We start from the raw sequence: 15,478 nt of genomic DNA, 5'->3' as shown, positions 1-15,478 counted from the left end.
TCAATGCCCTCGGCACCGCCGAGATCGTCCGCGTGGCCTGAACCGGAAGGGGCAAGGGGAAGTCATGCCTCAAGCCACCTTTATGCAACAACGCCATCGAAAGCGAGTACGCACACCACCATCCGGACTTTCAGGAAAATGCCCTTTCCGCCGTCAACCTCGGGGGGCGTAAGGGGCGCCGATGAAATGCCGCCGGCCACGGTCAGCCTGTACCTGCAACAAGCGCCCCGCCAACAACCAGTTGGCGGGGCGCTTGCCGTTCGGACACAGGCGAAGTCGGCTTGCCAGGAACAACATCGCCCTCGCAGCCGGTGGCGGGATGATTCGGAACTGGGAACAACCGCGGCAACGCACCAGCCCACAGACTTCGACCAGGCGGGCGGCGCGGTTCGACCTCCCTGGCAAAGGCTCGCCCGCCGACGTCGCGCGGCGCCGAAGAGACGTTCAAGCGTCCCGGTTTCGATTGAGGAAAGCTCATATCTGGGGACGGTCCCAGAAACGCAAGGCGCTTAAAACCATTAACGAAGGTTGGAAGCCCTTATTTCATTGGTCGGAGTGAGAGGATTCGAACCTCCGGCCCCTGCCTCCCGAAGACAGTGCTCTACCAGGCTGAGCTACACTCCGACCGTGGCTGGCGGATTACCGTGCGCGCGTGGCTTTGGCAAGGGTCAATCCTGACCCCGGCGAGAGATCGGCGGGACCGGTTCCGGGGCGAGGCCCGGGCGGTCGGCAGCGTAGAGCGCGGGACGGGTCGACGACGAGCGGCCCCGCCCCTCGCGCAGGAAGACGAAAAGCCCGCTTGCCACGATCACGCAAGAGCCGAGCATCGTCGCCGCATCCGGCACTTCGTCGAACAGCAGGACCCCCAGGACGACAGCCCAGATCATCTGGGAATATTGCATCGGCGCGACTGCCCCCGCCTCTCCGGCGCGATAGGCCGCGATCATCAGCAGCATGCCCAGCATCGCGCCCACCGCGACCAGCGCCATGCCACCCAGATGCTCCAGGGGCATCGGCTGGTAGACGAAGGGCAGCAGGCAGCCCATGACCACGGAATTCGCCAGCATCGGGTAGAGCAGCAGGACCGCGCTGCGTTCCTCGTTGCCGATCTTGCGCATGATGACGGCGACCAGCGCGCCGGCAACCGCGGTCACCAGCGCAGCCAGGTGGCCGAGACCAAGGCTTGCCTCCGCGCCGGGCCGCAGCACGATCAGCACGCCCACGAGGCCCAGCACCACGGCTGTCCAGCGGCGCGGGCCCACGCGTTCGCCGAGGATGGGAACGGACAGCGCGGTGATGATCAGCGGCGTGGCGAAGATGATCGCGTAGGCCTGCGCCAGAGGGATCGCCGAGAAGGCGTAAAAGGCGCTGAGCATCGTCGCCATGACCGCGAGCGTTCTGATCGCAGACCAGACCGGGCGGCGCGGGCGCAGGCTGCCGTCACGCTCGCGGATCAGCAGCAGGATCACCAGCGGAAAGCCCATGAGCACGCTGAAGAACACGATCTGGATCGCGTCGTAATGGACGCCCAGCGCCTTGACCACGGCATCGTGCAGCGAAAAGACGGCAAACGCGCCCAGCGCGAAACCCGCGCCCCGGACGTTGGCAGAGATCATGGGACCGACTCGCGGCTGAGGGACAGGATCAGCCTTTCCCGATCGCGGCGCGCTGGCAAGCCCCGGCGCACCGCGGGAACCGGTTCAGAGGCTCGCGTCCAGCGCGGCGAGGATCGCGTCGCCCATGCCGGTGGTGGTCACGGGCTTGGCGCCTTCGGCCTGCATCAGGTCGGCGGTGCGAACGCCATCGGCCAGAACCTTTTCCACTGCGCGTTCCAGCCGCGTCGCCTCGTCGCCCTGGTCGAAGGAATAGCGCAGCGCCATGGCAAAGCTCAGGACACAGGCGCAGGGGTTGGCCTTGCCCTGCCCCGCGATGTCCGGCGCAGACCCGTGAACGGGTTCGTAAAGCGCCTTGGGCCGGCCGTTTGCCATCGGCGCGCCCAGGCTGGCCGACGGCAGCATGCCCAGCGAGCCGGTCAGCATCGCCGCCACGTCCGACAGCAGGTCGCCGAACAGGTTGTCGGTCACGATCACGTCGAACTGCTTGGGCCAGCGGCAAAGCTGCATGCCGCCCGCGTCGGCGTACATGTGCGACAGTTCGACATCCGCGTAGCTTTCGTCATGCACCTTCTGGACGACCTCGCGCCACAGGATGCCCGATTCCATCACGTTGGCCTTCTCCATCGAGCAGACCTTGTTGCCGCGCTTGCGCGCCAGTTCGAACGCCGCACGCGCCACGCGGTCGATCTCGCTTTCGGTATAGCGCTGGGTGTTGATCCCCACCCGCTCGCCGTTCTCCTCGAAGATGCCGCGCGGTTCGCCGAAATAGACGCCCGAGGTGAGCTCCCGCACGATCATGATGTCGAGCCCGGCCACCACCTCGCGCTTGAGCGAGGAGAAATCTGCCAGCGCGTCGAAGCACTGCGCGGGGCGCAGGTTGGCGAACAGGTCCATCTCCTTGCGCAGGCGCAACAGGCCCCGCTCGGGCTTCACGCTGAAATCGAGCGCGTCGTATTTCGGCCCGCCCACGGCACCCAGCAGCACCGCGTCCACCTCTTGCGCCTTGGCCATGGTCGCATCGGCCAGCGGCACCCCGTGCACGTCATAGGCCGCGCCGCCCACCAGATCCTCGGTCACGTCGAATCTCAGCCCGCGCCTGGCCCCGAACCAGTCGATGATGCGGGTGACCTCGGCCATCACCTCGGGGCCGATGCCGTCGCCGGGCAGGATCAGAAGGGTGTTCGTCATGGGGCGGGATTCCTTGTGCATAAGGGTCGCCAAGGGGCGTAGCCGCTGGCCCGGCAACGGTCAAGGCAGCGCAAGGTCGACCCAGACAAGGCGGTGGCGCGAGGCCGCCGCCACGGTCTCGGCCATCGGGCCCTCGGCAGGCCAGAGGACACCCGCGCCGGTGACGGTCAGACCGATCGAGGGCAGCACGTAGTCGACGCGCAGGTTGCCCGGATCGCCGGGCGCCGCATCGTCCCAGTCGGCGGTATCAAGCGCGGGATCGCCGCGATGCGCAACGTTCGCGCCCCCTTGGCTCTGGGCGGCCACGACACCACCCTCGGACCGGGGGTGCGGGTCGGTCAGGCGCGGATCGGCCAGAAAGGCCGCCATCGCCGCACCGCGCCCGTCGCCATCATGCGGGTCGAGATTGGCGTCGCCCAGCACGACGAAGGGGCCGTCGGGCGCGGTCACCCCCGGCAGCGCCCCATCGAGATAGAGCGTCCAGAGCCGAAGCTCGTCCCGGTTGCGAAGGCCGTTCCGGTCCTCGGGGCCGTCGAACACCGGCGGCGTGGCGTGGAAGGCCAGCAGGCGGATCACCCTGTCACCCACCCTGACCGGCACGTCCCAATGGCCGGTGGTCGAAAGCCGCTGCACCGCCTGCGCCTGTGCAGAGGGAAAGGGGCGGCCACCCATGTCAGGCAGCGTGGCGCCCGGCAGATCGGCCCAGAGCAGCGCCGAGAAATCGCGCACGCGCGCGGTCTCGACCGGGTAGCGCGAAAACAGCGCCATGCCGTCCTGCCCGGCGAAATAACCAAAGCCCTGAGCATCGCGCGGCCCGTTCGCCCACCCATCGCCATCGAGGTCGATGCCCGTGCGCATCCCGGTATTGGGCTTCAGCGCGAAGAGATGGGGATAGTCGAGATCCCGCGCCCTCAGCCGGTCGGCCAGCGCGCGCATCGCAAGGCCGTCCATGTCGTAATCGACGCCCTGCAGCAGCAGGATATCGGGCCGCGCCGCGGCGATCACCTCGACCACCGCCGCGACCTGCGGATCATTGCCGCCCGCGATATCGGCCAGCAGAAGGCCGGGCCCCTTGCGCGACAGTTCCGCGTTGAAACTCGCGACGCGCAGATCGGCCGCCACGGCGATGCCCGCCGAAAGGGCGATGGCCACAGCGAGCAGCCCGGCAGGCCATGTGGCGCCGGGCCGCCTCACCGGATCACACCCAGGGCCGTTCCTGCGCCATCCGGGATTCGAAGCTGGCGATCGCCGGGGCCTTCTCCATCGTCAGACCGATGTCGTCGAGCCCTTCGATCAGGCAGTGCTTGCGGAACGGATCCACGTCGAAGGCGATCTCGACCCCGTCCGAGGTGGTGATCGTCTGGTTTTCCAGATCGACCGTCATCCGCGCGTTGGCGCCCTTCTCGGCATCCTTCATCAGGATATCGACCTGGTCCTGCGGCAGAACGATCGGAAGGATGCCGTTCTTGAAGCAGTTGTTGAAAAAGATGTCGGCAAATCCGGGCGCCACGATGCAGCGGATGCCGAAATCCTTGATCGCCCAGGGCGCGTGTTCCCGCGACGAGCCGCAGCCGAAATTGTCACCCGCGACCAGAACCTCGGCAGTCCGGTAGGCCGGCTGGTTCAGCACGAAATCGGATTTTTCGTTGCCGTTGTCGTCATAGCGCATCTCGTCGAACAGGTTCACCCCCAGACCCTCGCGCTTGATCGTCTTGAGGAACTGCTTGGGGATGATCATGTCGGTGTCGACATTGACCAGCGGCAGCGGCGCGGCGATTCCGGTCAGCTTGGTGAATTTTTCCATCTGGCAACCCTTCTTGCGGCAATCCCGATACTGACCGCGTTTTGCATGATCTCCGGGGCCAACACCAGCCCCGGAAAGAAAACGGGCGGCCCTCTGGGGGCCGCCCGCCATAAGACTGCGGTCAGCGCGTTCAGGCGGCCTTGCGGCGGCGCCCCACGACGCCCAGCCCGCCGAGACCAGCCAGAAGCAGCCAGCCGGCCGCCGGAAGCGGAACGACATTGGTGCTGCCGCCGGTGGTTTCGCCACCGGTGGTGATCTCCGTCAGCTTCGCCGCAGCGAACTGCTGGAGGAAGGCGACCGGATCAGCGCCATTCCCGGTGAAATCGTTCAGATTGAACAGCGCCTTGTAGTCACCCGGGTTTCCGATCGGCCGCGACATGGGTTCGTAACGAGAGAAGAGGCCGGTGGTGGTGATGATGTTGTTCAGGTACTTCACGTCGTCCAGCTTTGCCCCGAGCGCGGCCGCTCCGGTCCCGAACGCGTTGCTGTACGAGTTATAGTCATCCGAGCCTTCGTCCGTAATCAGGACCACCGACTTCACGGTGTTATTCCGCCAGCCGACCGAACCGAAGAGCGAACCGCCCGGCAGCACCGAGTCCACAGCCGCCAAGCCGTCTTCCACGCCGCCGAACACGTTGTTGGCCGCAAGTGTCAATTGGCTCTGCAAGTTGGTCAGATCGGACGAGGTCGAAATCGTCTGCCGCAGCTTGAGGCAAGCCTTCTCGCCCGGCGAGCAGAACGTACCGCTACCGTTCGCGCCTTGAGACGCGTCCTCGTAGGTCACCAAGCCGATGCCAAGCGAACTCACGTCGGCATTGCCCGCAAGACCGTTCACAAAGGCAGAAATGTTCGCTGACAGCGTGTTGAACTCATTATCCATCGATCCGCTCTGGTCGATGACGAACATCACGTCCACATCCACCGGTGTCGCTTCGGCAGTGACGGCAATGCTGGAAACGGCCAACGCCGCGGCGAAGGCAGTAAGCTTTTTCATAGTCTTTCCCCCAAAAAGATAACACCCAACCAAGAAGGCGAGACTAGAAACCACCGCCCTCACGCCAAAATGTTAACATATGATTACCGCATTTCAAACGGATTCTGCCAGCGGGAGCACCGGCTTCGGGGCGTCACTGGCCCCGCGCGGTTGAGGCCAGAGGTGACGGCGCCCGGTTCCGGCAGGGCCAAGCCCTGCCGCGCGGACGCCGCCAAAACGCGATCACATCAGGTCGCGGATGTCCGTCAGGTGCCCGGTCACCGCCGCGGCGGCGGCCATCACCGGGCTCATCAGGTGGGTGCGTCCGCCACGGCCCATGCGGCCCTCGAAGTTGCGGTTCGAGGTGGCCGCGCAACGCTCCCCCGGGGCCAACTGGTCGGGGTTCATGCCAAGGCACATCGAACAGCCCGCAAGCCGCCACTCGAAGCCCGCATCCCTAAAGATGACGTCCAGCCCCTCTTCCTCGGCCTGCGCACGGACAAGGCCCGAGCCCGGCACCACCATGCCGCGCACGCCCTCGGCAAGCTTGCGTCCCTTCAGGATTTCTGCCGCCGCACGCAGATCCTCGATCCGGCCGTTTGTGCACGACCCGATGAAGACCGCATCGACCTTGATGTCGCGAAGCGGCGTACCCGGTTTCAGCCCCATGTAGTCGAGCGACCGGCGCGCAGCGTCAACCTTGCCGCCAGCGAAGTCCGCCGGGTCAGGTACGACCCCGGTAATCGGCAGCACGTCCTCGGGCGAGGTGCCCCAGGTCACCACGGGCGCGATGTCCTCACCGCGGATCGTCACCACCTTGTCCCACTGGGCGTCGGCATCGGAATAGAGCGTCTTCCACAAGGCAAGCGCGGCTTCCCACTGGGCACCCTTGGGCGCGTGGGGCCGGCCCTTCACATACTCGAAGGTCTTTTCGTCGGGTGCGATCAGCCCGGCCCGCGCGCCGCCCTCGATCGCCATGTTGCAGACGGTCATCCGGCCTTCCATCGACAGCGCCCGGATCGCCTCGCCGCAATACTCGATCACGTAACCGGTACCGCCCGCCGTGCCGGTCTGCCCGATCACCGAAAGCGTTATGTCCTTTGCCGTCACGCCGGGCGGCAACTGCCCGGTGATCTCGACCTTCATGTTCTTCGACTTCTTCTGGATCAGGGTCTGGGTGGCCAGCACATGTTCCACCTCGGACGTGCCGATCCCGTGCGCCAGCGCCCCGAACGCGCCATGGGTCGCAGTGTGGCTGTCACCGCAGACCACCGTCATGCCCGGCAACGTCCAGCCCTGTTCAGGGCCGACGATATGCACGATCCCCTGCCGGATATCGGTCACCGGGTAATAGTGAATCCCGAAGTCGCGCGCGTTCTTGTCCAGCGCCTCGACCTGGATGCGGGATTCCTCGGTCATGTTCGCCGTGTTCTCGCGGCCCGCCGTGGTGGGCACGTTGTGGTCGGGCACTGCAATGGTCTTGTCCGGGGCATGCACCTTGCGGCCCGACATCCGCAGACCCTCGAAGGCCTGGGGACTGGTGACCTCGTGCACGAGATGGCGGTCGATATACAGAAGGCAGGTGCCGTCCTCGGCCTGGTCGACGAGGTGGGCATCCCAGATCTTGTCGTAGAGTGTCTTGCCGGTCATGGAATTCTCCGCGGCTGGGCGTCTGCAAAAGGGGAAACGACGGTCAAGGCCGCCTCATGGGCGGGCCAGCACCGAATGCGCCGCACCGAAGAATCGCCAAGGCAGGCGCGCGCGGTCGTCCATGTCGAAGACGCGTTTCATGGGCGCGGAGATACTCCTTTGCCCGGCCCCGATCAAGGGCGCGCACTTGTCCAGCAGGGGTGGTCGCGCCCAAGCCCGATCAATAGGCAAGCTCCTGTATCCCCGGGCAACAAGGCGCGTCCTTTTCACATGTCACACGGAAGCCCCGCGCAAGGCTGTTCCATGCGCGTCCTCCGCGGTGCCGTTCAGCTTTTGCGGCGACGCCGCGATGCCCAGCCGATGGCACCCAGGCCGGTCAGCAGCAAAGGCATCGCCGCCGGAACCGGAATCTGTGCCGGAATCTCGGACAGGGTCAGCGTCCAGCCGTTCTGGTCAGCGGTCAGGGCGACATCCTGAAGGTTGATCGAGATGCTGTCCGCAGTGAAGCTGACATCCGACATGTCGAGCCCGCTGAGCCCAGACGACGACAGGCTGACCCCGCTGATCCCCGAACCGAAATCAAGGCCGGTGAACACCCACCCGTTGAAGGCCGGGCCCGCATACGGAACTCTTGTTCCGAACTGGGCAAAGCTGATCGTGTTCGCGCCGAAATCCAGCAGGTAAGGTTCAATCAGGATACCGCAAATCCCGCTCGCGCCGGGGCAGCTTGCCTCGACACCCGCGCCGACCACGAAACTGTCCGACCCAATGGACGTGGACAGATCTGGGAAGAAATAGTCCGCGGTAACGGTATCCCCCAAAAGCGATGCAGCGCCCGCCTGTCCGGCGAACGCGAAAGCAGCGAAACTGGTAGCGCAACAGGTTGCCAGGAATTTCCCAGACATAGCTTGGTTCATAATATTTCCCTTCCCACACGCAACGAAAACTAAGTGTAGCACGGGACTCGGTCAATCCTGGCGGTTTTTGCGCGAGCATGGAGCCTTGTTCTCTGCCCTGGCGCGAGCGCGGCATCTCCGAGCGGCCTTGCGTCGACCCGCGGACGCCACCATCTTCGCGGATCATTCGTCCGCGGGGTCCGCAAATGCGTCCAATCCTCCTTGTTCTTGCCGTCGCCCTGTCCTCACAGCCGTCCTGGGCGGACAGCTATCGCGGCTATGACGAGGTGCCCCATAGCGTCGAAGCCGCCACCGGCGTCATCGAGATCCGCAGCTATCCGCCCCGTACCGTGGCCGAGGTCACCGTCAGGGGAACGCGCAATGCCGCCGCCCAACGCGGCTTTGGCGAGCTTTTCGCCTATATAACGGGCGGGAATGTCGCGAAGGACAAGATCGCGATGACCGTTCCCGTGGCCCAGACCGAAACGGATCACGGCTGGACGATCCGCTTCTTCATGCCCGAAGGCACCACCCGCGAGAGCCTGCCCGCCCCGGACAGCAGCTACGTGAGGCTGCGCCGCCTGCCGGCCGAACGGATGCTCGTCACCCGGTTCGCGGGCCGGGCGACGGCGGCACGTCTTGCAGAGGCCGAGACCGCGCTGCGCGCGCATGCCGCGGCCAACGGTCTGGCGATCTCCGGCGCGCCGCGGCTGATGTTCTACGACGATCCCTTTACCCTGCCGTGGAACCGCCGCAACGAGGTCGGCCTTGTACTGGCGCGCTAACGCCTGCGACATGCGGCGATCATTGAGATTCGGACGTGCGGATGCTACATTTGCATCCAAGCCCAGCGCCGGGGCACAGGCGGCGCGCAACCCAGGAGGACGATGTCCTGTCTCAACAAGTTGAGGCGGCCCGCGAGGCGGCCGTGCCGAATCCAGCCATGACAGGCAGGATTCCCGATGTTTCGAGCGAAGAGTTGCTCGACCATATCCTCGCTTCCCTTTCCGACGACAAGGCCGAAGACGTGATCACCATCGACCTGCGCGGCAAGTCGAGCATCGCCGATTACATGGTGATCTGCTCGGGCCGGTCGACCCGCCAGGTCGGCGCGATCGCCGAAAAGCTGAAGGAACGGCTCAAAGAGGATCTGGGCCGCGGGTCCAAGCTCGAAGGCAAGGATCAGGGCGACTGGGTGCTGATCGACACCGGCGACGTGGTCGTGCACGTGTTCCGCCCCGAGGTGCGAGAGTTCTACCAGCTCGAGAAGATGTGGCTGCCCGCGGGCGCTGCGGCCGCCCGCGCCTGAATGCGCGTCCATGTCTGCGCGGTGGGCCGGTTGCGACCCGGCCCCGAGCGGATTCTGATCGAGGATTACGCGGCCCGGTTCGACCGCACCGGCCGCGCGCTGGGGCTGGGGCCGCTTGCCATGACCGAGGTCGAGGACCGCAAGGGCGGCGGCCCCGCCGCCGAGGCACGGCTGCTGGAACGCGCGCTGCCCGAGGGGGCCGCGATCTGTGCGCTGGACGAACGTGGCAAACCCCTCTCCTCGACCGACTTCGCCGATCTTCTCGCGCGGTGGCGCGACGCGGGCCGCCAGGATGCGGCTTTCGTGATCGGCGGCGCCGACGGGCTTGACCCCGCGCTGCGCGCCAGGGCCGATACCGTGCTGTCCTTCGGGCCGATGGTCTGGCCGCACATGCTGGCCCGCGTGATGCTGGCCGAACAGATCTACCGCGCCGCCCAGATCCTTGCCGGAACCCCCTATCACCGCGCCTGAGCATCCTGCTGCGCCGTTGAGCGCACGTTCCGAAACGGGGCCTGTCCGCAGGGCCGCACCCGGCCAGCGCGCAGTTGTCCTTGACGCCCGCCGCGCCTAGAAGGGGCCGAACCGTGAAAGGCCCTTGCCCATGACCGCGCCGAAACCCGTCATTCTCTGCATCCTCGACGGCTGGGGGATCGGCCCCACCCATGACGACGACGCCCCCGAACTGGCCGCCACCCCGAATTTCGACCGGCTGATGGCCACCTGCCCCCATGCGACGCTGATCACCCACGGCCCCGACGTGGGGCTGCCGACCGGGCAGATGGGAAATTCCGAGGTCGGTCACACCAATATTGGCGCCGGCCGGGTGGTGGCGATGGATCTGGGCCAGATCGACCTTGCCATCGAGGATGGCAGCTTCCTTGCGAACCCCGCGCTTGTCGATTTCATCGCCCGGGTCAAGGCGGCGGGCGGCACCGCGCATCTGATGGGCCTTGTCTCGGATGGCGGGGTGCATGGCCATATCCGCCACATCCTCGCCGCCGCGCGCGCGATCACCGAGGCCGGCGTGCCGGTGGCGATCCACGCCCTGACCGACGGCCGCGACGTGCCGCCGAAATCCGCCGACCGCTTCATCGCCGATCTGGTGGCGGGCCTGCCCGAGGGCGCGCATGTCGCAAGCGTCATCGGCCGGTACTATGCCATGGACCGCGATAACCGCTGGAACCGGGTGCAACTGGCCTATCACGCCATGGCGAACGGGCTGGGCGAAGAGGTCGCTTCCGCCGAAGAAGCCGTCGCCGCCGCCTATGCCCGCGGAGAAACCGACGAGTTCATCGAACCTTCGGTGATCGGCGACCCGCCCGGCATGCAGGACGGCGACGGCCTGTTCTGCCTGAACTTCCGCGCCGACCGCGCCCGCGAGATCCTGCGCGCCTTCGCCCAGCCCGGTTTCGACGATTTCGAGACCGGCAGGCGGCCGAAGCTCTCCGCGATCCTCGGCATGGTCGAGTATTCCGCCGACCACAACCGGTGGATGGAAACGGTCTTTCCCAAGCGCGAAATCGTCAACACCTTGGGCGAATGGGTGGCGAAACAGGGCCTGCGCCAGTTCCGTCTGGCCGAGACCGAGAAATACCCCCATGTCACCTTCTTCCTGAACGGCGGCAAGGAGACGGCAGAGTCCGGCGAGGATCGCTGCATGCCACCCTCGCCCAAGGTCGCAACATACGACCTGCAACCCGAGATGAGCGCACCCGAGGTCACCGACAGGCTGGTCGAGGCGATCGGTCAGGGCTACGATCTGATCGTGGTGAACTACGCGAACCCGGACATGGTGGGGCATACCGGCGTACTGTCGGCTGCGATGAAGGCCTGCGAGGCGGTTGATCAGGGCCTCGGCCGCGTGCTCGGCGCGCTTGAGGCGGCGGGCGGCGCGATGATCGTCACCGCCGATCACGGCAATTGCGAGACGATGTTCGACCCCGCGACCGGCGGCCCCCACACCGCGCACACGCTGAACCCCGTGCCGGTGATCCTGGTCGGCGGGCCGGCGGGGGCGCGGCTCCATGACGGGCGACTCGCCGATCTGGCCCCCACGGTGCTGGAACTGATGGGCCTGCCGAAACCGCCCGAGATGACCGGCGAAAGCCTGATCGAGACGTGAGACGCGCGGGCGCCCTTTTGCTGGCCCTTGCGCTGACTGGCGCTGCGCCGGCCGCCGCCCAGACCGATCCGGCCGAAGCTGCCCGCGCGGCGGATGCGCTGCGCGAGGCGGGCCGCTCGCTTGACGCCGCAGACAGCGCCAGCGACCGCGTGGCGGCGCTGACCGAAACGATCCGCGCCTACGAGGACGGTCTGGCGGCGCTGCGCGAAGGCATGCGCCGGGCGGCGATCCGCGAGCAGGCCATCGCCACCGTACTGGACGCACGCCGGGACGAGATCACACAACTGATCGGCGCTCTGTCGGGTCTGCCGCAAAGCCCCGAGACGCTGTTGCTGCATCCCGCCGGGCCGCTTGGCACCGCGCGGGCGGGCATGATGCTGGGCGAGGTCACCCCGGCCCTGCAGGCCGAGGCGGACGCGCTGCGCACCCGGCTGGAGGAAATCGCGCTGATGCGCGCGTTGCAGGAAAGCGCCGCCGAGACGCTGGCCGAAGGGCTGGCGGGCGCGCAGCGGGCGCGCACCGAGCTTTCCCAGGCGATGTCCGAACGCCGCGCATTGCCGCGCCGCTTTGCAGCCGACTCAGACCGTCTGCGCGCCCTGGTCGAGGGCAGCGATACGCTGGACGGGTTCGCCGCCGGACTGGCCGCCACCGCCGGGCCGACGGCGCCCGAGGACAGTCAGCCTGCTGACTTCGCCGCGCTGAAGGGGCAGTTGAGCCTGCCGGTCGAGTCGACGGTCCTGCGCGGCTTTGGCCAGCCGGATGCCGCGGGCGTGGCCCGGCCCGGTCTGGTTCTGGCAGCACGGCCGCTTGCGTTGGTGACCACACCGGTTCCGGCGACGATCCGGTATCGCGGACCCCTGCTCGACTACGGAAATGTGATCGTTCTGGAACCCGCCGAGGGCTATCTGTTGGTGCTGGCGGGGCTGGCCGAGGTCTATGGTGCAGAGGGCGAGGTGCTGCAGGGGGGCCGGCCCGTGGGGCTGATGGGCGGAGCGGACCCGAAAACGGCCGCGTTCGCCGGTGCCGCCTCAGATCGTGGTGGCGATTTGAGAACGGAAACGCTTTATATGGAACTGAGACAGGGCGGCAGCCCGGTGGACCCGGACCCATGGTTCGCGAAGGACAAGGATTGAGGACGCCATGAAGAAATTTGCCATGGCCGCACTGGGCGGCACGGTTGCGGGGGCGCTGCTGGCCACGCAGGTCGCCGGCCCGCTGATCGCGCAGGAGGCGGGGCAAAAAAGCTCTGTCTACGCACAGCTCGACCTCTTCGGCGACGTGTTCGAACGCATCCGCGCGCAATATGTCGAGGAGGTGGACGAGGCCAAGCTGATCGAGGCTGCGATCAACGGCATGCTGACCTCGCTCGACCCCCATTCCAGCTATCTGCCGCCCAAGGATTTCGACGACATGCAGGTGCAGACCCGCGGCGAGTTCGGGGGGCTGGGCATCGAGGTCACGCAGGAAGAGGGCTTCGTCAAGGTCGTCTCGCCGATCGACGGCACCCCTGCCGACGAGGCGGGCATCGAGGCGGGCGATTTCATCACCCATGTCGACGGCGAAAGCGTGCTGGGCCTGACGCTGGACCAGGCGGTCGAGATGATGCGCGGCCCGGTGGGCAGTGAGATCGTCATCACCGTGGTCCGCCAGGGGGTCGAGCCGTTCGACGTCACCATCATCCGCGACACGATCAAGCTGACCGCGGTACGCTCGCGCATCCAGGGCGACACTGTGGTCCTGCGCATCACCACCTTCAACGACCAGACCTATGCCAACCTCGAGGCCGAGTGGGAAAAGTCGGTCGAGGAACTGGGTGGGATGGACAACGTCAACGGCGTCGTGCTGGACCTGCGCAACAACCCCGGCGGGCTGTTGCCGCAGGCAATCAAGGTGTCGGATGCCTTCCTCGACGCGGGCGAGATCGTCTCGACCCGCGGCCGCGAGCCGCAGGACAGCGATCGCTACAACGCCACCAAGGGCGACCTGACCAGCGGCAAGCCGTTGGTGGTACTGATCAATGGCGGCTCGGCCTCGGCGTCCGAGATCGTCGCCGGTGCCCTCAAGGATCACCGGCGGGCGATCGTCGTCGGCACCAAGAGCTTTGGCAAGGGCTCGGTCCAGACGGTTATGCCGCTCAAGGGCGACGGGGCGATGCGTCTGACCACGGCACGCTACTACACGCCGTCGGGCCGCTCGATCCAGGCGCTTGGCGTCGCGCCCGACATCGTGGTGGAACAACCCCCCCGCCCGCCCGCGGCAACGACGGAAGAGGCAGAGGAAACCAGCGCCGCCGCCCGCGCCCGGTCCGAGGCCGACCTGCGCGGCGCGCTGGGCAACGACAGCATGACCGAGGACGAGCGCAAGCAGGCCGAGGAGGAGTTGCAGCGCGCCGAGGCGGCCGCCAAGCTGCGCGAGGAGGACTATCAGCTCGCCTATGCGATCGACATCCTCAAGGGCCTCTCGGCGCTTGGCCCCAACGATTAGAAAGGACAGGGGCCGGCCCGGGTCGGCCCCATCTGCCCATGCTGAGCCCTGAAGAGATCGACAAGCTGCCCTACCGCCCCTGCGTCGGCGTCATGCTGATCAATGCCGAAGGCCGCGTGTTCGTCGGCCAGCGCAAGGATTGGGAGGAACCCGCCTGGCAGATGCCGCAGGGCGGGATCGACGCGGGCGAAGACCCCGAGACCGCAGCGCTGCGCGAATTGCGCGAGGAAACCGGCATAACGCCTGATCTTGTCGAGGTGATCGGCCACACCGCCGACTGGGTGCAGTACGACCTGCCACCCGAACTGATGGGGAAGATCTGGAAGGGCCGGTATCGCGGCCAGAAGCAGTTGTGGTTCCTGATGCGATTCCTCGGCACCGACGACCAGATCGACATCGAGACCGAGCATCCTGAATTCTCGGTCTGGGCCTGGCTCGATCCCGGGCACCTCGTGGCCAGCATCGTGCCCTTCAAGCGCGCGGTATATGAGCGGGTCGTCAGCGAGCTATCGTCGCAATTCCCCTGACCGGCCCGGGCGCCGCGCGCTAAATCCAACTTCTGGCAAGGGAGGAAGATGACGGGCAAACTCGACAGCCGCTCCTTGGGGCTCGACGTGGGCCTGTCGTTCATCCGCTGGCTGACCGGAGCGGAGAACCTGCACTACGGCCTCTGGACAGGGCTGGACGTCACCGCGGCCAATCTGGGCCCGGCGCAGGCCGCCTATACCGAAAGGCTCCTTTCACACCTGCCGCCCGGGCGGCTTCGGATCCTGGATATCGGCGGCGGAGCGGGCGAGACCGCGGCCCGCCTGATCGCGCTGGGCCATGAGGTCGAGATCGTGGTCCCAAGCGCGCATCTCGCCACCCGCTGCCGCGTGAATGCACCGGCGGCGCGGGTACACGAGATGCGGTTCGAAACCTTCGCGTCGGGTCGCCGTTTCGATCTGTGCCTGTTCTCCGAAAGCTTCCAGTACATCCCGCCCCGGATCGCGCTGGACAAGGCGGCCTCGGTGCTGGTGCCGGGCGGCGAGATCCTGATCGCGGACTGTTTCCGCGCCGATGCCTTCCGGGGCGGCACGCGACTCCGGATCGTCGGCGGTGGGCACCGGCTGTCGGCGGTCCGGGCGCTGTTTGCCGAACGCGGTATCAAGATCGTCGCCGAAGAGGACCTCACCGCAGACGTGGCGCCCTCGATCGACCTGGAGCAGGACCTGTTCAACGTGTTCGGCCACGCGATCACACGGATCGACGCCGAGCTAGCCGCCAAACGCCCCCGGGGGCGGTGGCTGTTGCGCCGGATTCTGCGGCTGGTGCTCGGCGCCCGGCGGCGCGACCGGCTGGCCACGCGCCTGATGGGCCGCGAGCGCACGGCCGAGGTGTTCTGCAGGTTCAACCGCTACATGATCTTCCGCCTGCGCGCCCCGTGATACGGGCGT

The 15,478-nt window shown here is 66.8% G+C and carries 15 protein-coding genes and 1 tRNA gene; 8 read left to right on the top strand and 8 right to left on the bottom strand.

Going from position 1 to position 15,478, the window contains the following annotated elements; all coding sequences use genetic code 11:
• Positions 1-547: 547 nt before the first annotated feature.
• The 8 genes from EV655_RS04125 to EV655_RS04085 form a co-directional block, all read right to left on the bottom strand.
• Positions 548-624: transfer RNA gene (locus EV655_RS04125), tRNA-Pro, on the bottom strand.
• A 44-nt stretch (positions 625-668) separates the two neighbouring features.
• The gene (locus tag EV655_RS04120) at positions 669-1,616 is read right to left on the bottom strand and encodes a DMT family transporter (protein WP_132542104.1); all 948 of its coding nucleotides are present in this window, start codon (positions 1,614-1,616) and stop codon (positions 669-671) included.
• Positions 1,617-1,700: 84 nt separating this feature from the next.
• The gene (gene leuB, locus EV655_RS04115; RefSeq protein ID WP_132542102.1) at positions 1,701-2,804 is read right to left on the bottom strand and encodes a 3-isopropylmalate dehydrogenase; all 1,104 of its coding nucleotides are present in this window, start codon (positions 2,802-2,804) and stop codon (positions 1,701-1,703) included.
• A gap of 60 nt (positions 2,805-2,864) precedes the next feature.
• Positions 2,865-3,956, bottom strand: a complete 1,092-nt coding sequence (locus EV655_RS04110) for an endonuclease/exonuclease/phosphatase family protein (protein WP_243644977.1) — start codon at positions 3,954-3,956, stop codon at positions 2,865-2,867.
• 46 nt (positions 3,957-4,002) lie between these two features.
• On the bottom strand, positions 4,003-4,608 hold the full coding sequence (gene leuD / locus EV655_RS04105; RefSeq protein WP_132542100.1) for a 3-isopropylmalate dehydratase small subunit: 606 nt from the start codon (positions 4,606-4,608) through the stop codon (positions 4,003-4,005).
• A 130-nt stretch (positions 4,609-4,738) separates the two neighbouring features.
• The gene (locus EV655_RS04100) at positions 4,739-5,602 is read right to left on the bottom strand and encodes a vWA domain-containing protein (protein WP_132542098.1); all 864 of its coding nucleotides are present in this window, start codon (positions 5,600-5,602) and stop codon (positions 4,739-4,741) included.
• Between the two features lie 222 nt (positions 5,603-5,824).
• The gene (gene leuC, locus EV655_RS04095) at positions 5,825-7,231 is read right to left on the bottom strand and encodes a 3-isopropylmalate dehydratase large subunit (RefSeq protein WP_132542096.1); all 1,407 of its coding nucleotides are present in this window, start codon (positions 7,229-7,231) and stop codon (positions 5,825-5,827) included.
• 326 nt (positions 7,232-7,557) lie between these two features.
• Positions 7,558-8,148, bottom strand: a complete 591-nt coding sequence (locus EV655_RS04085) for a VPLPA-CTERM sorting domain-containing protein (RefSeq protein ID WP_132542094.1) — start codon at positions 8,146-8,148, stop codon at positions 7,558-7,560.
• A gap of 185 nt (positions 8,149-8,333) precedes the next feature.
• Between EV655_RS04085 and EV655_RS04080 the strand changes: the two genes are divergently transcribed.
• The 8 genes from EV655_RS04080 to EV655_RS04045 all read left to right on the top strand — a co-directional run bounded on the left by EV655_RS04080 (position 8,334) and on the right by EV655_RS04045 (position 15,469).
• The gene (locus tag EV655_RS04080) at positions 8,334-8,912 is read left to right on the top strand and encodes an SOUL family heme-binding protein (RefSeq protein WP_165905260.1); all 579 of its coding nucleotides are present in this window, start codon (positions 8,334-8,336) and stop codon (positions 8,910-8,912) included.
• Between the two features lie 158 nt (positions 8,913-9,070).
• Positions 9,071-9,436 carry a ribosome silencing factor gene (rsfS, locus tag EV655_RS04075; protein ID WP_243644976.1) on the top strand — a complete coding sequence of 122 codons (366 nt, stop codon included), beginning with the start codon at positions 9,071-9,073 and terminating at the stop codon, positions 9,434-9,436.
• On the top strand, positions 9,437-9,907 hold the full coding sequence (gene rlmH / locus EV655_RS04070) for a 23S rRNA (pseudouridine(1915)-N(3))-methyltransferase RlmH (RefSeq protein WP_132542088.1): 471 nt from the start codon (positions 9,437-9,439) through the stop codon (positions 9,905-9,907).
• Positions 9,908-10,037: 130 nt separating this feature from the next.
• Positions 10,038-11,558, top strand: coding sequence for a 2,3-bisphosphoglycerate-independent phosphoglycerate mutase (gene gpmI / locus EV655_RS04065; RefSeq protein WP_132542086.1), 1,521 nt, complete (start codon positions 10,038-10,040; stop codon positions 11,556-11,558).
• Complete coding sequence (locus EV655_RS04060; RefSeq protein ID WP_132542085.1) at positions 11,555-12,691, top strand: murein hydrolase activator EnvC family protein; 1,137 nt, start codon at positions 11,555-11,557, stop codon at positions 12,689-12,691. Before gpmI ends, EV655_RS04060 begins: the two co-directional genes overlap by 4 nt.
• 7 nt (positions 12,692-12,698) lie before the next feature.
• Positions 12,699-14,042, top strand: a complete 1,344-nt coding sequence (locus EV655_RS04055; RefSeq protein ID WP_132542083.1) for a S41 family peptidase — start codon at positions 12,699-12,701, stop codon at positions 14,040-14,042.
• A gap of 41 nt (positions 14,043-14,083) precedes the next feature.
• Positions 14,084-14,569, top strand: a complete 486-nt coding sequence (locus tag EV655_RS04050; RefSeq protein WP_132542140.1) for an RNA pyrophosphohydrolase — start codon at positions 14,084-14,086, stop codon at positions 14,567-14,569.
• 48 nt (positions 14,570-14,617) lie between these two features.
• A complete protein-coding gene (locus EV655_RS04045; RefSeq protein ID WP_132542081.1) occupies positions 14,618-15,469 on the top strand; it encodes a class I SAM-dependent methyltransferase in 852 nt (283 codons plus the stop codon).
• The last annotated feature ends 9 nt before the right edge of the window (positions 15,470-15,478 follow it).

This window comes from Rhodovulum euryhalinum (genome assembly GCF_004342445.1).
In the GTDB taxonomy this organism is placed as follows: domain Bacteria; phylum Pseudomonadota; class Alphaproteobacteria; order Rhodobacterales; family Rhodobacteraceae; genus Rhodovulum; species Rhodovulum euryhalinum.
The sequence above is the reverse complement of the archived record's forward strand: the minus strand, read 5'-3'. Positions and strand labels throughout refer to the sequence as shown.